This is a genomic window from Candidatus Baltobacteraceae bacterium (assembly GCA_035502855.1).
GTDB lineage: Bacteria > Vulcanimicrobiota > Vulcanimicrobiia > Vulcanimicrobiales > Vulcanimicrobiaceae > Aquilonibacter.
On the sequence record DATJTX010000004.1, the window covers coordinates 1 to 20,897 of the forward strand.

Genomic DNA, 20,897 nt, shown 5'->3' on the forward strand with positions numbered 1-20,897 from the left:
GCCGGCCTGGAGCCGCTCCACGGCCGCCAGGCGGGTAATTTCGGAGGTCGACATCGTGAGAAGCTCCATGGGGAGGGGTTCCTCTCGACGGGGACATCTCTATTGAGTCCAAATGGGGACATCTCTATCGAGCTCCGATAGGCGCGATTCGGGTCCTTGCCAAGCTTTCCGGGGCTTTGGTATACTCCGCAAGCTATGTTCCAGTTCGACCTGCAGCTTTTTGCGTCCAAAAAGGGCGCCGGCTCAACCCGTAACGGACGCGATTCGAATGCCCAGCGTCTGGGCGTCAAGCGCTTCGGCGGCGAGCGCGTGCTCGCGGGCAATATTCTCGTGCGGCAGCGCGGCACCAAGTTCTATCCCGGTGAAAACGTAGGAATCGGCAAGGATCACACGCTCTTCGCGCTCGCCGAAGGAACGGTCGAATTCTCAGGCCGCCGTAATCGCAAGCACGTCAACGTGCGGCCGCTCTCCGCGGCGTAACCGCGTCGCCGTTTTGGTAGTTGAGAGGGCCGATCCGGCCCTCTTTCGCTTCGGTAGGACCAGGCGCGGTTGCGGCTGTTGCTCGAAAGTGCTATGTTGCTCGCAGTGAACAACGCCGATGTTCTGAGCAACAAGCTACTGGCAAACCTTGAGTACATTCTGCCCGAGGGATGGGGTGTTTACCTCACGCCGGGCCGCTCTACCGGCGAGCCTGACGGCCTACTAGAGGTTACGTCACCGTCCGGAAACCGAACCGTATTTGTCGTCGAGACAAAGTCTCGCTTCGAGCCGCGAGATATCGACTACGTCGAGCATAAGCTCGAACGCCTTAACGCGTTCGGGTCCCCTCTGCTCGTCACTACGGCGCTTAGCGGGCGTTCGCGTGAGCTTCTCAAAGAACGAAATTTCTCGTATGCGGACGACAACGGGAACATTCGGCTTTCATCCAATTTGTTTTTCGTCGAACACGAGAGCGACACGAAACGCGAGCACACACGCGGCGACCTTCCAAGAAGCTCCCTACGTGGACCGAAAACCGGCCGCCTCGTGCGGTACCTTCTCGATGCTCGACCCCCGCTTAAGGTGCGAGACATCGCGGACGTTACGGCCGTCAATCCAGGCAATGTATCGCGCCTATTGCGGTTGCTCGATCACGACCGTTTGATTACGCGCGACGACCGGGGAATGGTGACGGCAGTCGAGTGGGAAGCCTTGATCCGCCAGTGGAGCGAGTCGCTAAAGAAAGATCGGCATTACCATTCGGTCTTGGAGCCTCACGGAATCCAGGCCTTCGTCGGGAACCTCCGCGCGAGACAGCACTACGCAGTCACAGGATCGTACGGAGCTGCGCTAATCGCTCCAGCAGCGCACACCTCGGCGATTGACGTATACGTTACATCCGCCAGTCAGTGGATAAAAGAACTGAATCTTCGTGAAGCCGAGGGATTCGGCAACATACGCCTGATCGATGCATTTGATAAAGTCGCCTTCGAAAGAACCATTCAGCGGAGTGGGCTCATCGTTGCAAACCCGTCACAAGTTGCGGCCGATCTCCTAACACTTCCGAAACGCTCGAGCGACGAATATAATACCCTTATTGCCTGGATGAAGAGCAATGAGCGAGCCTGGCGCCTGGCCTGAAGGTTATGCGATCTCGCGCGCCACGCTCATCGACGCGCTGAGAGCACTTGCGCCCTTGTCATCGGATGGGTTCATTCTCGTCGGGGCGCAGGCGGTCTATCTCCGGTCCTCCCAAGTGGAGCTTCCGATTCCCGCCTACACTCTCGATGGTGACGTCGTCGTCGATCCACGAAAGATACGACGGCCAAGAGTGATCGCCGATTCGCTCGAAGCCGCTGGGTTTGCCCTTCGGGGACACAACGGCTTATACCACCGCTATCGCGCGCCCCTCGAGCACCTCCGCGCAACTGAGATCGACGTCTTTGTTCCGGCTCGGTTCGATGCCGACTGGAATCTCGAGGGCTACAATTCCCGCGACGTCGCTGCAGTCATGTCACAGGCAGGTCTGGAGCTGGCCCTTGTGGATCATTCACCGATGCCCCTAGAAGCGATCTCCGAACCCCGAGCGCCGCTCGTGGTAGAAGTCGCCGGCATCACGGCACTGGTCGTCGGAAAAGCATGGAAGCTCGGGGAGCGACACGCGCAAGGTCCTGAGGAGTTCTCAAAGGTAGCGAAAGACGTTCTCGACGTTTATCGACTTCTACAAGGAAGTAACCCGTCGCAACTGGTGATTGCTTTGCAAGCAATTCCTCGCGAGCGGCGGTATTCGGAAACCGCTCATCAAGCCGTTGACTACCTCCGCGCTCTTTGCACCCAAGATGGGCTGGGGCTTTCGCTGCTTTCCACAATCTTGGGCGATGGCAACGAGACCTTGATTGTCAGCGCTTCGCTCAGCGCGCTCGTTGATGAATTTTGCTCGCTTTGCGAGCGGCACCTATAGAATAATGCAATTCATTGACGAAGCGACGATCGCCGTAGCGGCCGGTAACGGCGGCGACGGCATCGTTGCATGGCGCCGGGAGAAGTACATTCCCAAGGGCGGTCCGGCCGGCGGTGACGGCGGCGGCGGCGGCAGCATCTATCTGCAGGCCACCAACGAACGCTCGACGCTCGTTGAATTTCGTTACAAGCGCCAGTTCAGCGCGGAGTCGGGTAAGGCCGGCGGACAGTCGAACAAATCCGGACGCAGCGGCGCCGATCTCACCGTTCCGGTTCCGGTCGGCACCCTGATCTACCGCACCTTCGAAGGCAAGGCCGAAACCTTTCTCGCCGATCTCGCGCACGACGGCGATCGCGTGCAGGTTGCGCGCGGCGGAAAGGGCGGGCTCGGCAACCAACACTTCGCCACCAGCACGCGACAAGCGCCGCGCATCGCCTACAACGGCGAGCCCGGTGAACGCTGCACGCTTCGGCTCGAGCTCAAATTGCTCGCCGACTGCGGCGTAATCGGCGTTCCCAATGCCGGCAAATCGACGCTGCTCTCGGTCGTCTCGGCCGCGCGCCCCAAGATCGCCGATTATCCGTTCACCACGATCGAACCGCAGCTCGGCGTGGTCCGGGTCTCCGAGGACGAGTCGTTCGTGATGGTCGACGTTCCCGGCCTGATCGAAGGGGCGCACGAAGGCGCCGGGTTGGGCGATCAATTCCTCAAACACGTCGAGCGCACGCGCGCACTGGTGCATCTGCTCGACGGTGCAAAACCGCTCGATGCGATCCTGCACGACAAGACGACGATCGAAAGCGAATTGCGCGCCTGGAATCCGCGCCTGCTCGAGAAACCGATGCTGCTCGCGGTCAGCAAGCTCGATTTGCCCGATGCGCGCGAGCGTTTGAACGAACTGCGCGAACGCTTTCCCGAGGTGCGCGGCATCAGTTCCGCCACCGGCGAGGGTGTGCAAGAGTTGGTCTACGCGATCTGGCAGACGATCGAGAACGCGCCGCCTCCAGAGATCGTCATTCCCCCGCCCGCGCTGATCGAGCTGGTGCCCAGCGAAGCCTTCACCGTCGATCGCGACACCAGCGGTGCCTTCATCCTGCGAGGGGAGCGCATCGAGCGGCTGGCGGCGGTGACGAATTTCGACTCCGACGAAGGTCTGGCACGCTTCGAACGCGCGCTCGCAAAGATGGGCGTCGAGAAGAAATTACGTGAGTTGGGTGCCGCTGAAGGGGATACGGTGCGCATCGGCCCGTACGAGTTCACCTACTCATGAGGCTCGGCATTTTCGGCGGCACGTTCGATCCGATTCACAACGCGCATCTCTTTCTCGCCGAGTCCGCGCGCTTGCTCGAGAATCTCGATCGCGTACTCTTCGTCCCGACCAAGGAACAGAAGCACTACCGCGACAACGCGCAGGTTGACGCGGCACATCGCTGCGCGATGATCCTGGGAGCAATCGAGGGTAACGACGGCTTTGCGCTCGACCAGAGCGATCTGCGCGAGGACGCGACCGGCTACACGGCCGACCTGATTCCGCTGCTCAAGAAAAAGTATCCGCGCTCGGCCTTCACCTTCATCATCGGCGCGGACTCGCTGGCGAACTCGCCTTGGGAGCGCTTCGACGAGGTGCTCGAGCAGCTCGAACGCTTCGTGATCGCGCCGCGCATCGGCGTTCGCTCCGACGCGCTGCAGCGCGTGATCGCCGCCGTCCCCAAGGCGCTGCGCGAGCGCATCGCCACCCTGAACATGCCCGAGCTCACCGAATCGGCAACCCTCGTTCGCACCTTGCTCTCGCAGGGACGCAGCGTACGCTATCTCGTACCCGAAGCGGTATGGCAGTACATCGTCGCCCACCGGCTCTACGGCATCGAACTCTCGGCCTCGCGTTAGCCTTGCTCTGCATCAGCGGATGCGGCGGCGGTGCGGCGGAGCAACCGAATAACGCGCAGATCTGCTCGCTCTACGCGAGCGGCCGTTCCGGCGTCGAGGTCATCGGCCAGGGCACCGTCCTCGCCGTGATCGGTACGCACGCGGGGCCGAGCGGCGAACACGAGGGCTTTCTCGTCAAACTCGAGCGGCAATGCGACCTGCTGCTGCGCATCGAGGCGAACGTCGGCATCACTGGATCGATCCCGCTGCACGAAGGCGAGACGGTAACGGTCAAAGGGCAATTCGAAGACGATCCGACCGGCGGCATGATTCACTGGACGCATCACGATCCCGCCGGCCGGCACGTGGCCGGTTACGTGATCGCCGGCGGCAAGATTTACCAATAACGCTAGCGGGTGGTGCGGGCAAAACGGATGCTCGCCATGACAAAGATGATCACGCCGTAGGCGAGCATCGGAACGATCGAGGGCCAGAGCTGCGCGACGCCGGCACCGCGGATGATGATGCCGCGCAGAATTTCGATGTAGTACGTGAGCGGAATCACGTAGCCGAAGATTTGCATCGGAACCGGCATCAGCGAGCGCTCGAAGACGGCGCCGCTTACCAGCACCGAGGGCAACAATATGAAGATCGCCATCAGCTGCGCTTGGATTTGCGTCTGCGCGACGGTCGAGACGAAAAGCCCCAGGCCGAGCGAAACGAGCAGGAAGCACAGTGAGAGCAGCGCGAGCAAAAGCACGCTCCCCGCAATCGGCACGTTGAAGACGAAGCGCATGCCGAGCAGCACGGCGATGAATTGCAGAGCCGCGACCATCACATAGGGGACGAGCTTGCCGAGCATCAGCCCCGCCGTTCCGATCGGCGTCACCAGCAGTTGATCGAGGGTCCCGCGCTCGCGTTCGCCGACGATCGCGAGCGCGGTGAGCATGATCGTGATGTTCTGCAGCACCAGGCCGATCAAACCCGGCACGAAGAAGTTTGCGCTGCGCATCGCCGGGTTGAACAACACGACCGGACGCACCTCGAACGGTGAGGTCACGCCGCTGGTGAGATTGCGCAGCGGAATGCCGCTAAGCGTCACGGCCGAACCGTACGCGACCTGCGCGATCGCCGAGTCGGAACCGTCGATGAAAGCGCCGACCGCGGGGTCGCGGCCGGCGAGCAAATCGGCGGTAAAGTTCTGCGGGATGTCGAACGCCGCGCGCACCCGTCCGGAAACGATCGTATCGAGCAGCGCCTTTCGGCTCGACACGTAGGCGACCACGTCGAAGGTGCGCGAGCCGGCCAGAGAGTCGATGAAGGCTTGTGCCGCGGGGCCGCGATCTTCGTTGTAGACGGCGGCGGGAACGTGTTCGACCGTCGTGTTGATCGCATAGCCGAGCAACAGCATTTGCACGAGCGGAACGCCGATCGCGAGAAAGAGCGTGAACCGGCTGCGCAGGATCTGACGCAGTTCCTTGTAGATGACCGCGTTGATCCCGGAGAAATCGAAGAGTTCGCTCATGCCGCCGCGTCGGTCTTACGGGTGAGCGCCACGAATGCGTCCTCGAGCGAAGGCCGGATCACCGAAACACGCGATGCGTCGACGCCGAGGCCCTTGGCCAGATCCTCCCCGCTGACCGAACGATCGACGACCACGTGAATGTCGCGTCCAAAAATCGTCGCATCGCGCACGCTGCGCACGTCGTGGACGCGCCGGAAGGTTTCCATCACGTCATCGGTTGCGATGGCGTAGCGCACGGTGCCCGGCAGCGTGACGTCGGGGAGCGAGCAAATCTCGTCGGGCGAACCGCTCGCGAGCACGTGACCTTGGTAGATGTAGGCGAGCGAGGAACACCGTTCGGCTTCGTCCATGTAATGTGTGGTGACGAAGAACGTCTTGCCGCCGGAGGCGAGCTGGAAGAGCAGGTCCCATAGGTCGCGACGCGCGACCGGATCGATGCCCGCCGTGGGCTCATCGAGAAAGACGACCGGCGGATCGTGCAGCAGCGCGCACGCAAGCGCGAGCCGGCGCTGCCATCCGCCCGAGAGGCTCGACGAAAGATAGTTCGTGTACTCCCCGATCCCAACGATCTCGATCACCCGGGCCTTGCGCGCTTCGCGATCTTTTCCAATGCCGTACGCGAGCGCGTAGAACTCGAGGTTCTCGTCGACGGTCAGGTCACCGTACATCGAGAAACCCTGCGCCATATAACCGATCGAGCGCCGCACGCTGCTCGACTGCGTTTCGACGTCGTATCCGGCGACGTGCGCGCTGCCGGCGCTTGGACGCACCAACCCGCACAGCATCTTGATCGTCGTCGTCTTGCCGCTGCCGTTCGGCCCGAGAAACCCGAAGATGTTCCCCGATTCGATCGAAAACGTCACGCCGTCGACGACCGTTCGCTCGCCGTAGCGTTTGGTGAGGCCGTCGAGCACGATCGCCGGAGCGCTCATCGGAGCGTCACGGTGACGGTGGTGCCGTCGAGCAGTTCGTGCTCGGGATCGTGAATTCGGATCTTGACGCCGTAGACGAGTTCGGCGCGCTGATCTTCGGTTTCCACGTTTTGCGGCGTGAATTGCGCGGTGCGATCGTAGGCTTCGACTCGTCCGCTGAAGGTACCGGCGCCCGCGTCGGAGTGCACGATCAGGGATTTCGCCGAGCGAATGCGTTGCAGATCGCCCTGCGATGCGTAGATGTACACGTACGGATCCGCGAACGTGTCGATGATCGCCGCGATTTGATTGGCGGCGAGGATGTCGCCCGGATGCAGATTGAAGCTCGCCACGACCCCGCCGGTCGGGGCGGACACGGTCGCTTCGCGCAATTCCGCGAGCGCGTGCGCGGCCGAGGCCGCGGCATCGCGCACCTGCGCTTGTGCTTGGGCGAGCTGCGCAGGGCGCGCGCCGTTCGCCAGCGCCTCGTAACTGCGGCGAGCCGCGACGGCGTTGGCGCGCGCGGCCGCCGTTTCGCCCGGAATATCGGCGCGTTCGAGCTGGGTGAGCTGCGCCTGCGCCTGGCGCACGCCGGCGCGTGCCTGGTCGCGCGCCGCACGCGCCTCGTCCAAACTCTGCCGCGAGACGTCGCCGGTCGCGGTGAGCGAACTGGTTCGTTGGTAGTTCCGCTCCGCGAGCACCGCGTTCGCGCGCGCGTTGGCGAGCGCGGCCCGCGCGGCGGTGATGCGATCCTTCGCACCGCCTACGGTTTGCGTGTAGTTCGCGCGTGTGGCGAGGCGCGAGCCGCGGGCTTGTTCGATTTGACTGGGCAGCGTACCCGAGCGAAGCGCGCGCAGCGCATCCTGGGCGGCGCGTTCTTGCGCCAGCGCTTCCTCGTACTGCGCTTGCGGCAGCGCCGGATCGAGCCGGACGATGATCGCGCCGCGCCGGACCGTTTGCCCGGCCGAGACCTCGGTCGCGATCACCCGGCCGCCGACGGTACTTCCTACCGAAACGTACTCGGTCTGCACCGTTCCGCTGAAACCCGGCGGCGAGGCGTTGCAACCGGCCAGCGCCAGCACGGCGAGCACGAACGCGAGCGGCCCTCTCATCGAATGAGTATGCGTGCGATCACTTCGCCCCATAGATCGATCTCCTCATCACTGACGCTTGCACCGTCGAAGGCGACCCGGCGCTGCAGTCCCTCGGCAACGCTCGTCATCAGCGCGGCGAGTTTCGCAGGATCGTCACCGTAGCCGACCCCGTTCGCGTTCAATTCGGCGATGTAGTTGCGCCAAAGCACCTGGCGCTCGCGCGCAAACGCTTGCCAATGCGCGGCGATCGCCCGATCCCGCGACTGCATCTCTTGCATCGCGCGCGCCAGTCCGCTGCGAATCGTCGGATGCGTAACCACGCGCCGGATGAAACCCTTGACGCGCGCGCGTTCGACCTGCGGATCACCTCCGGCTTTGAAGACCGCCGGAAAGTCGAGCTCGCCGCGCGTGCGCTGCAGGAGCGCAAAGAGCAGCGAGCGCTTGTCTTTGAAGTGACGATACAAAGTCGCCGGGGTGACGCCGGCGCGCGCGGCGATCGTTTCGACCGTGGTGGACGCGTAGGATTGCGCGGCGATCAAACGCGCGAAGGCATCGAGCAGGCGCCCTGCGGTCGAGTCGGCACGCCCGCCGCGCTGGGCCGGCGCGGCTTCGTCGCACCGGCCCAGATACCGCCAGCGCCCTTTGCTCTTGCCGGTTTGCGGATCGCGATACGAGCTCACCTCATACCGGTAGGCCCGCTTGCCGACATGTTTGACGACCTCGTAAGGCAACCGGCACCTCGTCATGGTACGCAGTGATATGCGCTATATCATAGCATACCACGACGGAAGTGCGCCCGCTCGACGCTCTCGTCACGTGGTACGATCCTGCCGTGATTCTCGATGAGATTATCCTCGCGAGCGCGTCTCCGCGCCGGTTCGAACTCTTGCGCTCGCTGGGCCTCACGGTTCGAGTGGAGCCGAGCACGTACGACGAGCCCGACGATCCGGCGGTGACGCCGGCCGCGCTTGCCGTTCGCCACGCCGCGGCGAAGGCGCGCGACGTGCAGGCCCGATTCCCCGCCGCGCTGATCGTCGCCGCCGACACGGTGGTCGACCTGGACGGGATCGCGCTGAACAAGCCGCGGGATTCCGCCGACGCGGCGCGGATGTTGCGCGCGCTCGCCGGCCGCGAGCACCGGGTCCACACCGCGTTTGCGCTTGCTCGTCCGGGCGAGGCGGCGCTGATCGAAGAATGCGAGACGACGGCCGTTCGCTTTCATCCGCTCACCGACGACGACATCGCCGAGTATGTCGCGACCGGCGAACCGCTGGATAAAGCCGGCGGCTACGGCATTCAGGGGCGCGCCGCCTCGCTCGTACACTCGATTGCAGGCGACTTTTACACCGTGATGGGCTTCCCACTCGGCCGCTTCATCCGGTTGCTGCGGCGGTTGGGTTTTTCGTTACCGGCGGCGAAGAGCACGCCTAACGAATAGGCCTTTTCCGGGAGCCGGCCATCTTTACTTATCGCGACGAGCGCAAATTATTCGCGCTGATTGCCGTCATCATTGTGGCGGCAACGCTTGCCCTCGTGCAAATCAACGCGGAACGTGCGGGAACGATCAGTCCGCTTGCATCGATTGCGACCTCGCTCGCGTCGTTTGCCGAGAGCGCGTCGACGATTGCGATCGACGGCGGTCAGAGCGCGGTTCATTCCGTCATCTCGCTGCCGATGCTCGAACGCGAGAACGCGCAATTACGCGAGCAGAACCGTGCGCTCTCGGCCGAGAACGCGCGCCTGCACGAACTCGCTGCGCAGTACGCCTCGGAGGTCAGCATTCGCCCCGCAGTCGATCTGTATCCCAAGGGTATCGAAGCGCGCGTAATCGGTTTCCCGCCGGAGGACGATTCACGTACGGTGACGATCGATCGCGGCAGCAACGCCGGTGTGCGCACCGACGACGGCGTGATCGCGAGCGGCGGTGTCGTCGGCCGGGTCGCGTCGGTCGGTCCGCTCTCCAGTGAAGTCGTCCTCATCACCGATTACACCAGCCGCATTCCGGCGATCACGCGTCAGGGACGCTACTGGGGCATCGCGCGCGGCAATCTCTCGAGCGTGCGCGTCGAGTACATCCCGCAAGACGCGCCGCTGAAAACCGGTGAGACGATCGTGACCGGCGCCGGACGCTCGTTCCAATCCGGCGTGCCGATCGGGACGATCGTTTCGATCGAGCGCAGCGATGCCGCGCTGTACCAAACCGCCGTTCTCCGCCCCGCCGTGAAGCTCGGCGCGCTCGATCGCGTTGTCGTCCTCCCGCACTAGGTGTTCCGCGCCACACGTAGCGGCACATTCGGTGCGATCATCGGCCCGCGCGGACGAGACGCGATGAGCGACAAAAGCAGCGCTTTGCGAGCGAAGAGCAACGACGTCCGCGCGGTGCCGATGACGCAACCCTTCGGGCTGGGCCGGCATAAGCCGGATCCTTCGTCGCTCGTCGGTCACAGAGCCTCGGCTATTCTCCCTCCTCGCTCCTCGGCTTCGGCTTATGCCGGCTCCAGCGAATGCGCCGGTACGTATGGCGCGGAACACTAGAATCCACATTGCGCGCGTCATCGCGCCTACGTGGTACATCTGTGCTGCGTGGTTGGTTCTTGCGATATTCTTGCAAGTGCGGTTCATGCACTTGCTTGCGATCCGCAACGTTGAGCCGAGTCTGGTGTTGGTCGCGGTCGTCTGGTACGCGATTCGCGTCGAGCCGTGGCGCGCCGCCGCCTTCGGTCTGGCCGGCGGCATCGCCGAGGATCTGCTCTCGTACGGGACCGGCGGCGCGTGGACGATCTCGACGACGGTGGTCGCAATCGTTGCCGGCATGATCTCACGCGGTTTCTTCGCCGACTCACTGCCGCTCGTCGCCACCATCACCTTCGTCGCGACGCTCGTACGACAGCTGGTCTTTTGGGTCGTGATGGGATTTGAAGGGTATCCGAGCGGCCTTGGCATGATGCATTTTCACGAAGCGCTCTTCGAGGGACTGCTCAACGCTGCCACCATGATGATCGTGATGCTGGTGATGCGCCGGTTCGACCGTAACTACGCATGATCATCGACCGGCGCCGTACGCCGCGCGTCTCGTGGGAACGTTCCCCGTGGCGCATCGCGGGCTTCATCGTCGTCGTCGCGATCGCGATCATCGCGCTCGTCGTCCAACTCGTGCACGTGCAGCTCGTCATGGGTCAGGTCTATCGTGCGGCCGCGATGGAGAATCAAGTGCGTCTGATCGAGGTCGCCGCGCCGCGCGGAATGATCTACGGCCGCGACGGGCGCGTCCTCGTACGCAGCCGGCCGTCGTTCGTCGTCGGCTTGATTCCCTCCGAAGTAACCGACATCGACAGCGAGCTCACCACGCTGGCACGCACGCTCGGCGAAGATCCGGCCAAGCTTCGCTACCGCCTGCTGCACCACCGCGGGGTCAACTACACCGACTTCGCGCAAGTCCAAACCTACGAACCGTACGGGCCGGTGGTGCTCGCGAGCGATCTGCCGGTTGCAAAAGTGGCGCGGCTCTCGGAATTGCTCGGCGATCTGCCCGGCGTCGACTTAGAAGTGCAGCCGATCCGCGACTATCCGCTCGGCGCCACCGGCTCCGCCGTGTTCGGCTACGTCGGTCAGATTACCGAGAGCGAATACCAACGCCTCAAGGATGACGGCTACACGCCCAACGACGTCATCGGAAAAGATGGTCTCGAGTACGTGTACGACAAGTATCTGCGCGGCGTCGCCGGCGGACAACGTGTCGTCGTCGACGCGCAAGGGCAAGTCGTTCCGAGCATCAAGCTGCCCTCGAAAGCGGCGATTCCGGGCGACGAACTGATCACCAACATCGACGGCCGGCTCGAACGGATCGCGCAGCAAGCGCTCGATGCCGGCATCAAAAAAGTTTCGTACGGACGGCAGCTCGCCGGCGGCGTCGTCATCGAGGACCCGTGGACCGGCGGCATCTTGGCGCTTGCGAGCTATCCGGATTTCGATCCCAACGCGTTCGCCGCCGACGACTACAAAAAGGTCGCGCACTACCTGCTCGATCCGGCCGACCCGCTCTTCGACAACGCGATCGGCGCGGCTACGCCGACCGGCTCGACCTTCAAGATGGTGACCGGCACCGCCGCGCTGAGCGAAGGCGTGGTCAAACCGAACCAAGTGATCTACGATTCCGGCGCGTGGGATTGCTACGGTTACGAGATTCGCGATCTGCTCGGCGGCATCGGCAACACGACCTTCGTCCCCGCGCTCGCGGCGTCATCGGACGGTTATTTTTACCAGCTCTCGTGGCGACTCGGCATCGCCCGTCTGACCAAATGGGCGCACTACTTCGGCATCGGCAGCAAGACCGGCATCGACCTTCCCGGCGAGAACGCCGGTAACTGGCCGACGAACGCGTGGGAACTCAAAAACTTCGGCGTGCCGATGGAGCCGAGCGAAGTGTGCATGCTCGGCATCGGTCAAGGCGCGATGCAAGCGACGCCGCTGCAGATCGCCAACGTCGCGTCCGCGGTGATCAACGGCGGGACGCTCTGGCGTCCCGAGATCGTGCACGAAATTCGCACGCCCGACGGCAAGCACATCATCAAAACGATCGAACCGCAGGTGCTTCGTCACGTTCCCGGTACGCCGCAGGCGTTTTACTACGAGCGCGCGGGCATGGCAAAAGTGACCGATCCCGGCGGTACGGCGTACGGTTGGAAGATCAAGGGGCTGCCGTTCTCCGGCAAAACCGGCACCGCCGAAACCGGCGTGAACGGATCCGGCGCAAACACGACCTGGTTCGTTGCCTGGGCGCCGACCGATCACCCCGTGCTCGCGATGGCGGTTTTCGTGTGGCACAGCGGCGGCTACGGTGCAACCGTGGCGGCCCCGATCGCACGCGAGATTCTCGTCAAGTATTTTCACAAGAGCGCAGCCATCATTCAATAGCGGTCACGCCGGGTGCGGGTCCGGGTACCACTGCTCAAACGATCGGCGCGAGCGCTCGACCAGCAGCGGCGATCGATCGAACCACGCAAGCTCTTCGCCGATCCAATCCGTCGCAGTACATTCGGCTGCCGAGCGGCAGGCTATGCCGCGCAATCGTCGTTGCGCGTACGCATTCTTTCCGATCGGCCGGCAGCGTGCATGCGCCACACGCCAGGGATAATTCGCCGGGAGGTCGAGCGCGGCGATTCCCGCATCGGTAACGACGTCGAGAGCGAGACTACGTGGAACGTCGAGAGTGAGAAGATGCGGCCGCCGATCCGGCTTGAGGTCGAAGAGTCCGATAGCGCGTCCGGCGTGGCGACGACGCGCGTTCGCCGCGGCTACGGCGTACGTCGCGTTCAAGTAGAGCACGCCAAACGTATGCGGCGCATTCCATCGTCCGCCTCGTTCCAGGCTGTAACTCGGATCGAGCGGATCCGACCAGCCTGGTTTGAAGACGCGAAAGTAGTCTCCCGACCGAACGATCGCCTTCACGCCTGGTAGCTGAAGAGGCGGCGGAGATAGCCGTAAACGGGCTCGACGCCGTGTAACGCGATAGTCTCGAGGATCGAGCGGTTTTCGAGCCACTGGTCTCTCGTCCGCACGATCTCCGGGATGCGCGACTCCTTCACTTCGCGTGCAAGCACCCGAGCGAGATCGAGAAGCCGCTCTACCGATGCCCGGCGTGCTCGGGGAATCCCAGCTTCCCGCCACCCCGACACGGAGGGTCGGCGGATTCCGAACAGATCGGCTAGCTCGGTTTCCTTAAGACCAAGCTTCTCCTCGATCTCGTCGAGCATTTCACAGGCTTCACAATTGAGCGTCGGCATAGCCTCATCCTACCATCCTTCGTAGGAGCCTACAAGTTGCCTACGCAGGGTTGCGAGCCCGTATGACCATGAGCGCGGCGTCGGCGGCGTCTCGCACGCCCGGATCATCATTCCGGTCGCGCATCGCTTCCAACTCCCGGATACCGGCGGCATCGCCGCGCTCGAGCAGTTCGTCGATACGCGCGAAATAATCGAACGGCGCCGCATCTGCGGGTTGCGGCGGCGGCGATGCGGGCCGCGGCCGGCGCTCGCGCCGCACCATTACGGTGCCGATCGCAAAGAAGGCCGCGCCGATCAAAAAGACGACGACGAGAATGACGACGCCGGGATTATTATTCAGTGGCAACGCGCGCTGCACCGCGGAGCGATTCGATCGCCTGCGTGAGCGCGTCGTCCAGCGTGCGGTTCACACTCGACGTGATGACGCGGTGAAACTCCTCGATCGGCAATTCGTCGAGCACCGAAAGCACGCGCAGCAGCTCGCCGCGGTACTGTTCGAGCGCCTCGGAACGGTCGGCACCGTGGTACACGATGCCGCCCAGAACCTGCGCGTTGATCAGCCAAGGCGTCACCGCCCCGAGCGGCGACGATTCCAGATCCGGAAGCAGCGTGCGAATCACGTCGAGCTCGACCGCGCCCGCGACGCGGACGACGCCGTCGGCGGGAGCTGCCGGTGAGGCCGTCGGCGCAAAGCTGAGGCTTTCGACCACGTCGCGCAGGGCATCGCGGCTTTCGCGATCCTCCAGATCCTTGCCCGTAATGGTCAGTCGCGGCATGCGCAGACGGACGAACAGCTTTTCGAGCGGCGCGCGCAGCGCGCGGGCGGCGTTCGCGAACGCCTCGTCGACGCTCGCCGGCGCGTTCTGCGCGTGCTCGGGGAAGAGCAAACGCAGCGCGAAGAGATGCTGCACCAAACCGCCGGCGCTGTTGCTGCGCTCGAGCATGCGCAGCGTATTGGTCAGACGCTCGGGGCTGAAATCGACGTAGAGCACCGGCGCGGAGACCGCGCGCGCCTGCGCGACTTCAACGGTCTCTTCGACTGGAACCGCCGGCTGCGCGCTCTGGATCGTCTCGACGATTTCTTGCAACGCTCTGGGTTGCGCGGCGACGGGCGGCGGCGGTTCGGGAATCGGCTCGGGCTCGGGCAGCGGCGGCGCTTCCACCGCGATCTGCTCCGACGGGAAGATGCGCGCGATCGAGAGCGGCGTGCCCGCGGTCGATTCACTCAAACTCGGCTGCGCCTGCACGCGAACGGTCGGCGCCGCCACCGCGAACGTCGTTCCCTCGCCCCATTCCAAAATCGCGCGTGAATCGAGCGCGGTGCCGGCGGCGAGCGGCGACATCACCATCATCTCCCACCGCACGCGCAGATCGAGATTGGGATTGACGTCCGCAAGCACCAGCCCGCGTGCCGACCAGAGTTGCGAAACGCCGGCGTCGTCGGGAATCGCCATGCCGTTGATCGTCGTCGACGCCGGGACGTACACCGCCAAATTCGTCGCGACCACGCGTACGGTCAGCCGATCGGCGGGACCGTCGCCGTCGTTGCGCAGACGAATTTCGTAGTAGAGGCGTTCGCCCGCGTTGACGTTCTCGGAAGGAATCGCGAGAATTTGCGCACTTTGCGCGAACTGCGCCTGCGCGTACGTGGTAACGTCGAGCGGCGCGAATTGTACCGGGCTGATGCCCTTACCGTGGAGCCACCCTTCGAGCGCGAGGGTGCGGTTGTTCGGCACCGCGCGCAAGAGACGCAGCGTCATGCGCGATTCGTGGGTCGTCTCGGCTGCGATGTCGGTGAAGGCCAAACCCTCGCGATCGCGCCGCGCATCGACCGCGCGTTCGATCGCCAGTTCGGGCGGTAAGGTCAGCGAGAGGCGCGCGTCGCGCAGCACGTCGGATCCCGAATTATGCACGCGCACGATCGCATCGACCGTCCGCCCCGGCCGCAGCGGCTCGTGAGAGACCAGCTCCCACGCGACGCTCTCGACGCTGGGACGCGAACGCACGACCGCGCTCGCCGTTCCGAGGTCGATCGCACCGTCGCCGTGTTCGAGGATCGCGCCGAGCGTCACCGTCGAACGATCCGGAACGCGCGATGCGATCGTCGCGAGTACGGTAAAGGCGCGTTCCTGGTGCGGATGCACGAACCCAAGCGCAACCGGAACGTCGTAGGGAATCGTGTCATCGGCGCTTTCGCCGATGCGAACGTCGGTCAGATACAGCCCCGGCGTCAAGCGCAAGCGCACGTCGGATTCGGGCGCGGTTCCGTCGTTGAACACGTGCACGGTGAACGCCAGCTCTTCGCGTGCCTGCACCACGCCGCGGTCGGCCTCGACGTAGTTGCGCGCGCGGCTGAAACGCGGTGCGACGCGTACCGAGAGCCGGCGCGTGAAGGTTCGTTCGCCGCCCTTCCAGCGCAGCGCGGCATCGACCGGCAGCGCCAGCTCGGCCGTCGTCGGCACGGCGACGGTCGCCGAGAGCCCGGCTTCGATCATGCGTCCGGCCGCAAGCGATCCGAGCGAGAACGTCAAATTCGCGATCGCATCGTCGCTCACCGGCTGACCGTCGACGTGCGCCGTGCCGGGCGCATAGATCAAACCTTGCGGCAGCGTGAAGGCGATCTGCACGCGCTCGGCGATGCCGGTGCCGACGTTCATCGCGCGCAGCAACATCGGGATGCGCATGCCCGGCACGACGACGTCGTCGCTGAGCACCATGAAGCTGGTATCTTCACCGTCGAAGTCGACCGGCGATGCGACCACGATCTCGTTCGAGCCGATCGAGAATTCGCTGGTCTCGCGCGAACCGACCGTTCCCGCAGCCTTGATCCGGGTGGCGTCGGCGAGCGGTGAGTCGATCGTCGCCTGGTATTCGATGACGACCGATTGCGCCGGCGCGAGCCGTTCGCTCACGATCGTCGCACTGTCGTAGTCGAACACCTCGCCATCGATCGCGCCGACGACCCGGCCGTCGATGCGCGCGCTGCGCGCCACGTAGGTCGTATGGTCGGGGGCGGGAAGCACGACGATGACGTCGTGCGCACTCGAACTGCCGGTGTTGCGCACGACGGCACGCACGGTGATCGCATCGCCGGGGCGCGGCGTGCTCGGCGCAGCGATCGTCACGAAGGTTGCGCTGTTCTCCAGCTCGGGGCGGCTGCGAACGAAAAGCCGCTCGATATTCGATGCGACGAGCGGCGTTTGATCGGTCACGAGCGCGGCTTGGAAAACGAGTTCGCTGCCGTCTTCGATCGTCGCGTTCACCCGAAAGACGCAGGAAACGCGGCGCTGACCGTTCGGTTCGAGGTCGCCGATCAGCGCGCCGTTCGCGTCGACCAGCGTTCCTTCGGCGAGCGCGGCGCCGTCGATTGCATCGCCGGCCGCGAGGTGATCGACGCCCTGGGGATGCGCAAAGCGCACCCGCACACCGGTCGCCGGCGCGCCGCCCAGGTTCGAAAACGAAAACGTGGCCCGTATCTCTTCGCCCGGCGCCACCACCCGGCTGGGCTCGAGCACGAGGGTCCGCAGACTCTCGACCAACGCAGGTGAGCCCGGCGCGAAAATGCCCGTCAACGACGTCGAAGCCACCGTGCCTCCTTTTAGTCGAGCACGGCCAACGCCTGCGCGATTCGATCGGCCCGAGCGCCGGGATGATCGGCGAGAAACGCCTCGACCACCGGCCGGCGCCCGTGTCCGGCAAGCGCGTGCGCGGCCGCCAGCGAGACTGCCTCGGCCGGATCGTTCAGCGCGTGCTCCAGCAGCCGCTGCGAGCGTTCGTCGTCGAGCGCGGCGACCGCAAAGACCAAATCGCAACGCGCCGCCTCGGATAGGCCGGCAAACTCCTCACCGGCCTCGTTCGTCCACGCGGTCGTCACTTGCAGCGGCGACCCTTCGCGCACGCGCATCCGCTCCGCGACGCGGCGCGGCGCAAGCCAGGCGTAGAGGCCGAGCACGATGCCGGTAAAGAGGACGAGCAGTGCCGCGATCGCGATCGCGCTCACCGCTACACCACGTTGGCGTGCAGCGAGGTGCGCACCACGTCGAGCGCGGCATCAAGCGCCACGTCGCGCCGGCGCTGCAGCGCGTCGAGAAATTCGGTGCTGTCGGCGTCGGCCAGACTGTCGAGCCGCGCCACCAGCATCGCGCGATAGTGCGCGAGCTGCGCGCTGCCGTCGGGCAAGAACCGCGCGAGAATCGCCCACGGCAGCGCGGAGGCAAGTTCGGTTTCGGCCAGCCGGTCGGTGAGCTCACCCATGACGTGCGGATCGTAGCTGCCGCGCAGCACCACCGCGGCGCCCGGCGTTTCGGCCGGAATGCCGCGCGCGCCGCTCACGTCGTGCAGCAACCGTTCGACCGTCGCGCGCATCGAGGGCGTTTCGATATCGCGCGGCGCGATCACGTAGCTGGGCAGACGCAATTTGATGAAGAGACGGTCGGTCTCGTCGCGCAGCATCTCGCGCATCGACGCGACCGCGCCGACGTGCGTGTCGCCGATCGCTTCGGGGAAGAACGCGCGCATCGCGAACAGATGCGTCACCAAGCCGTCGAAGCGCGCCTCATCGAGGAAACGCAGTACGCGCGCGTGCCGTTCGGCGGTAAACGTGATCGAGACGCCGATCCGGTCGGCGGCGGCGGCACCGTCGACCGCCCCGCCCTCCGCCGAGCCGTTGGTCAGCCCGGTCGGGAGCGCCGGGTATTCGGCGCCGGTGATGCGGCTGCTGCCCTCGCCGTTTCCCGCCACCGGCTGCGCCGGCGGCAGTTCCATGAACCGATCCTCGGTCAGCATCCGCGGACCGCCGCCGAACGAGGGGCCGACCATGCCGTCGAGGCCGAACGGCAAACCGGGAATCGCATTGGCGAACACCGGCGTCGCGCGAACTTTGAGTTCGTTCGAGGGCATCTCGTCCTGCCGCTCGCCGTCGTAGTGAATGTACGCGGTGCGCACGATCGCCTCGCCGGCCGGTAAGCCGTTGTGCACGACGTCGCGGAAGCGAATCGTCGCCTCGACGCCGGGATCGACGTCGTTGAGCACGATGCCGCGTTCGCTCGAGAGCGCCGAGAGCGCGCCGACGTCGCGAATCGGAACGTCGTTGACCGTGGTCGAATTCGGCACGTAGATCAGCGAGTTGGGCTGCGCGCAAAAGATCTGTACGCGCCGCGCCGGCCCGTCGCCGCCGTTGCGCACGTGCAGCGTCCATTCGATCGTCTCGCCCACGTCGACCACGTCGATCGGTTCGCTGCGCAGCGACCCGACCGAAAAATCCGGCTCGGCGGTCGTCGCGATGGTGAGGCGTTCGAGCGGCACCGGCAGCATTGCATCGGCGGTGAGCACGGCGTCGACCGTCACCGGATATTCGCGCGCCAAACTGCGCAGCAGCCGTAGCCCCAGCCGCGCTTCCGCGGTCGCGCCGGGCGCGATCTCGCCGAAGACGAGCTTCGATTTCTCCCGGGTGGCGCCGTCGACGGTTTCCAGCCGCGCTTCGGGCGAGATGTAGAGCCGTACGCGCACGTTGTGCGCAACGTCGCTGCCGACGTTGGTGATGCGTACCGCGACGTCGGCGAGTTGATTGGGGCGCAGCACGTCGTCGCTCTCGAGGCGCAGGCTCGAACTCTGCGGGGAGAAGGCCGGATGCGAATCGACCCGCCAGGTGACTTCACCGAGCGCGGTTTCGCCGAGTTCGCGCGTGTGCACGCTCGCGCCGATGCGCAGTTCGCTGCGGTCGGCATAGGGACTGCGAACGCGCGCGCGCAGCACGAACCGGCGCTGCGCGTACGGATCGACCGTCCCGATCTCGGCGGTGTCGCCGTCGAGCGCGACGCGCGACGAGCGTTCGGTCAGGCGCAGCTCGTCGAGCGCCGGATCGACGCGCAGATGCAGCACCGCGTCGGTTGCGCTCGCACTGCCCTCGTTGGCGATCACGATCGTCGCCTCGACCTCCTCGCCCGGCTTGACGACCTCGCCGTGGGTGCGCGCGATCGCGTTGCGCCGCGGCGGCAGCGCCGGTTCCGAATGGATCGCCACCGTACGCTCGAACCGCCGCTGCGAATCGTCGCCGCGCGCCGGCTCCCAGGAAAGCGTCGCCGCCACCTCGACCGTGCTGCCGTCGGGCAGCGGCGAGACGACGATCGCTTCGCACAGCAAATCGACGCGTTCTTCCGAATCGACGCGCCCGAGGTCGAACGTCAGCGCATCTTTTTTCTTGGCTTCTTTGATCGGACGCCCGTCGATCACCGTCGCGCCGCGCACCGGCACCACCGTGTCGGGCAGTTCGATCGTCGCGCTGACGTTTTCGGCTGCCGCGGAACCGGCGTTGAAGGCGGAGAGCGCCAGCGTGATGCGCTGACCGGGACGCACGTCGTACGCCGGTTCGATCGAAAACGTCGTGCGGTCGTCGTCGAAGTCGGGCGTCGAACGCACCACCAGCGACGCGCCCTCGAGATCGAACGACGCGGTCTCCTGCGAGGCGACCTGCGCGTGCGCGACGATCGGCGTTCCGTCGTGGAGCGGCGAGGCGATGCGCACGCGATACACCAAGGTGGAACTGGCGCTCGCGGCGAGGTTCGGCGTGACGATCGGCGCGTGCACGCGGTCGAAGGGCTGACCGAGATCGCGTTCGATCTCGCGACCGTTCACGCGTGCCGAGTTCGGCACGTAGCGCGTATGCTCGGGGATCGGCGCGACCACCACCACGTCGTGCGCGCTCGATTCACCGGCGTTGTGCAGACGCACGGTGATCTGCGCCTCGGCGCCCGGGACCGGCTCCGAGCGCGCCTCGATCGCGATGCCGGTCAGCGCGTTCTCGAGCTGCGGACGGCTGCGCGCGATCAACCGGACGATGTTCGAGCCGACCGGCGGCACTTCGAAGGAAGCAACCGCGGCCTGCAATTCGATCATCGTGCCGTTCTCGATCGCGCCGGCCACGCTGTAACCGATCTCGATTCGGCGTTCCTCGCCCGCGTCGATGTCGCCGATGTGGGCGCCGGCGCGCGAGAGCAAGGGCGAATTGCCCTGCTCGTCGTCGAGAGAGGTGCCGTCGAGTTGGCCGGTTCCGACCAAATAGACCAGGCCGTCGGGAAGGTTGAAGCGCACGCGCACGCCGGTTGCCGGCGCGCCGCCCTGGTTGCGGAAGGTGAAGCTCGCACGCACGGTCATCCCAGGTTCCAACTCGCGGTCGGGCGAAACGACGAGCGTCCGAAGGCCTTCCGGCAACGTCGGCGCTCCAGGCGCAAAAACTTCGGATAGCGTGCGCATGACGCGGTGAACCTTCGCCGCTCGGCG

General features: G+C 65.1%; 20 protein-coding genes. 10 read left to right on the top strand and 10 right to left on the bottom strand.

The genetic code is table 11. The annotated features are described in order from the left end of the window. Positions 1-195 precede the first annotated feature (195 nt). From rpmA to VMF11_00815, 6 genes are all read left to right on the top strand, one after another. Positions 196-480, top strand: coding sequence for a 50S ribosomal protein L27 (gene rpmA, locus VMF11_00790; protein HTU68828.1), 285 nt, complete (start codon positions 196-198; stop codon positions 478-480). A 69-nt stretch (positions 481-549) separates the two neighbouring features. Then, the gene (locus VMF11_00795) at positions 550-1,620 is read left to right on the top strand and encodes a helix-turn-helix domain-containing protein (GenBank protein ID HTU68829.1); all 1,071 of its coding nucleotides are present in this window, start codon (positions 550-552) and stop codon (positions 1,618-1,620) included. Then, positions 1,595-2,440, top strand: a complete 846-nt coding sequence (locus VMF11_00800; protein ID HTU68830.1) for a hypothetical protein — start codon at positions 1,595-1,597, stop codon at positions 2,438-2,440. Before VMF11_00795 ends, VMF11_00800 begins: the two co-directional genes overlap by 26 nt. 4 nt (positions 2,441-2,444) lie before the next feature. Next, complete coding sequence (obgE, locus tag VMF11_00805) at positions 2,445-3,710, top strand: GTPase ObgE (protein HTU68831.1); 1,266 nt, start codon at positions 2,445-2,447, stop codon at positions 3,708-3,710. Next, positions 3,707-4,327 carry a nicotinate (nicotinamide) nucleotide adenylyltransferase gene (gene nadD, locus VMF11_00810; protein ID HTU68832.1) on the top strand — a complete coding sequence of 207 codons (621 nt, stop codon included), beginning with the start codon at positions 3,707-3,709 and terminating at the stop codon, positions 4,325-4,327. Before obgE ends, nadD begins: the two co-directional genes overlap by 4 nt. Before the next feature lie 2 nt (positions 4,328-4,329). Further along, complete coding sequence (locus VMF11_00815; protein ID HTU68833.1) at positions 4,330-4,713, top strand: DUF3465 domain-containing protein; 384 nt, start codon at positions 4,330-4,332, stop codon at positions 4,711-4,713. A gap of 2 nt (positions 4,714-4,715) precedes the next feature. On the opposite strand, the gene VMF11_00820 is transcribed toward VMF11_00815, so the two are convergent. The 4 genes from VMF11_00820 to VMF11_00835 are packed head-to-tail and all read right to left on the bottom strand — an operon-like array spanning position 4,716 to position 8,567. Continuing rightward, on the bottom strand, positions 4,716-5,831 hold the full coding sequence (locus VMF11_00820) for an ABC transporter permease (GenBank protein HTU68834.1): 1,116 nt from the start codon (positions 5,829-5,831) through the stop codon (positions 4,716-4,718). Beyond that, entirely contained in the window at positions 5,828-6,763 is a 936-nt protein-coding gene (locus VMF11_00825) for an ABC transporter ATP-binding protein (protein ID HTU68835.1), read from the bottom strand. Before VMF11_00825 ends, VMF11_00820 begins: the two co-directional genes overlap by 4 nt. Next, on the bottom strand, positions 6,760-7,854 hold the full coding sequence (locus tag VMF11_00830) for an HlyD family efflux transporter periplasmic adaptor subunit (GenBank protein HTU68836.1): 1,095 nt from the start codon (positions 7,852-7,854) through the stop codon (positions 6,760-6,762). The genes VMF11_00825 and VMF11_00830 overlap by 4 nt, the downstream gene beginning before the upstream one ends. Continuing rightward, entirely contained in the window at positions 7,851-8,567 is a 717-nt protein-coding gene (locus tag VMF11_00835; protein HTU68837.1) for a TetR/AcrR family transcriptional regulator, read from the bottom strand. Before VMF11_00835 ends, VMF11_00830 begins: the two co-directional genes overlap by 4 nt. A gap of 59 nt (positions 8,568-8,626) precedes the next feature. Between VMF11_00835 and VMF11_00840 the strand changes: the two genes are divergently transcribed. The 4 genes from VMF11_00840 (at position 8,627) to mrdA (ending at position 12,750) form a co-directional block, all read left to right on the top strand. Next, a complete protein-coding gene (locus VMF11_00840) occupies positions 8,627-9,274 on the top strand; it encodes a Maf family protein (GenBank protein HTU68838.1) in 648 nt (215 codons plus the stop codon). A gap of 74 nt (positions 9,275-9,348) precedes the next feature. Beyond that, a complete protein-coding gene (mreC, locus tag VMF11_00845; protein ID HTU68839.1) occupies positions 9,349-10,101 on the top strand; it encodes a rod shape-determining protein MreC in 753 nt (250 codons plus the stop codon). 253 nt (positions 10,102-10,354) lie between these two features. Next, positions 10,355-10,879 (top strand): rod shape-determining protein MreD, encoded by a 525-nt coding sequence (gene mreD / locus VMF11_00850; protein HTU68840.1) that lies wholly within the window; start codon positions 10,355-10,357, stop codon positions 10,877-10,879. Continuing rightward, the gene (gene mrdA / locus VMF11_00855) at positions 10,876-12,750 is read left to right on the top strand and encodes a penicillin-binding protein 2 (GenBank protein HTU68841.1); all 1,875 of its coding nucleotides are present in this window, start codon (positions 10,876-10,878) and stop codon (positions 12,748-12,750) included. The genes mreD and mrdA overlap by 4 nt, the downstream gene beginning before the upstream one ends. A 3-nt stretch (positions 12,751-12,753) precedes the next feature. On the opposite strand, the gene VMF11_00860 is transcribed toward mrdA, so the two are convergent. From VMF11_00860 to VMF11_00885, 6 genes are all read right to left on the bottom strand, one after another. Continuing rightward, the gene (locus VMF11_00860; protein ID HTU68842.1) at positions 12,754-13,284 is read right to left on the bottom strand and encodes a hypothetical protein; all 531 of its coding nucleotides are present in this window, start codon (positions 13,282-13,284) and stop codon (positions 12,754-12,756) included. Beyond that, positions 13,281-13,589: a helix-turn-helix transcriptional regulator gene (locus tag VMF11_00865; GenBank protein HTU68843.1), complete on the bottom strand. Its 309-nt coding sequence runs from the start codon at positions 13,587-13,589 to the stop codon at positions 13,281-13,283. Before VMF11_00865 ends, VMF11_00860 begins: the two co-directional genes overlap by 4 nt. Positions 13,590-13,659: 70 nt before the next feature. After that, a complete protein-coding gene (locus VMF11_00870; protein HTU68844.1) occupies positions 13,660-13,977 on the bottom strand; it encodes a hypothetical protein in 318 nt (105 codons plus the stop codon). Beyond that, on the bottom strand, positions 13,952-17,206 hold the full coding sequence (locus VMF11_00875; protein HTU68845.1) for a hypothetical protein: 3,255 nt from the start codon (positions 17,204-17,206) through the stop codon (positions 13,952-13,954). Before VMF11_00875 ends, VMF11_00870 begins: the two co-directional genes overlap by 26 nt. A gap of 11 nt (positions 17,207-17,217) precedes the next feature. Next, on the bottom strand, positions 17,218-17,619 hold the full coding sequence (locus VMF11_00880; GenBank protein ID HTU68846.1) for a hypothetical protein: 402 nt from the start codon (positions 17,617-17,619) through the stop codon (positions 17,218-17,220). A 2-nt stretch (positions 17,620-17,621) separates the two neighbouring features. Continuing rightward, complete coding sequence (locus VMF11_00885; protein ID HTU68847.1) at positions 17,622-20,870, bottom strand: hypothetical protein; 3,249 nt, start codon at positions 20,868-20,870, stop codon at positions 17,622-17,624. Positions 20,871-20,897: the final 27 nt, after the last annotated feature.

Excerpts from the sequence above, each read along its gene's own strand:
- VMF11_00825 (HTU68835.1), bottom strand. The coding sequence starts at position 6,763 with ATGAGCGCTCCGGCGATCGTGCTCGACGGCCTCACCAAACGCTACGGC.
- obgE (HTU68831.1), top strand. The coding sequence starts at position 2,445 with ATGCAATTCATTGACGAAGCGACGATCGCCGTAGCGGCCGGTAACGGC.
- rpmA (HTU68828.1), top strand. The coding sequence starts at position 196 with ATGTTCCAGTTCGACCTGCAGCTTTTTGCGTCCAAAAAGGGCGCCGGC.
- VMF11_00865 (HTU68843.1), bottom strand. The coding sequence starts at position 13,589 with ATGCTCGACGAGATCGAGGAGAAGCTTGGTCTTAAGGAAACCGAGCTA.
- VMF11_00800 (HTU68830.1), top strand. The coding sequence starts at position 1,595 with ATGAGCGAGCCTGGCGCCTGGCCTGAAGGTTATGCGATCTCGCGCGCC.
- mreD (HTU68840.1), top strand. The coding sequence starts at position 10,355 with ATGGCGCGGAACACTAGAATCCACATTGCGCGCGTCATCGCGCCTACG.
- VMF11_00885 (HTU68847.1), bottom strand. The coding sequence starts at position 20,870 with ATGCGCACGCTATCCGAAGTTTTTGCGCCTGGAGCGCCGACGTTGCCG.
- mrdA (HTU68841.1), top strand. The coding sequence starts at position 10,876 with ATGATCATCGACCGGCGCCGTACGCCGCGCGTCTCGTGGGAACGTTCC.
- nadD (HTU68832.1), top strand. The coding sequence starts at position 3,707 with ATGAGGCTCGGCATTTTCGGCGGCACGTTCGATCCGATTCACAACGCG.
- VMF11_00830 (HTU68836.1), bottom strand. The coding sequence starts at position 7,854 with ATGAGAGGGCCGCTCGCGTTCGTGCTCGCCGTGCTGGCGCTGGCCGGT.
- VMF11_00820 (HTU68834.1), bottom strand. The coding sequence starts at position 5,831 with ATGAGCGAACTCTTCGATTTCTCCGGGATCAACGCGGTCATCTACAAG.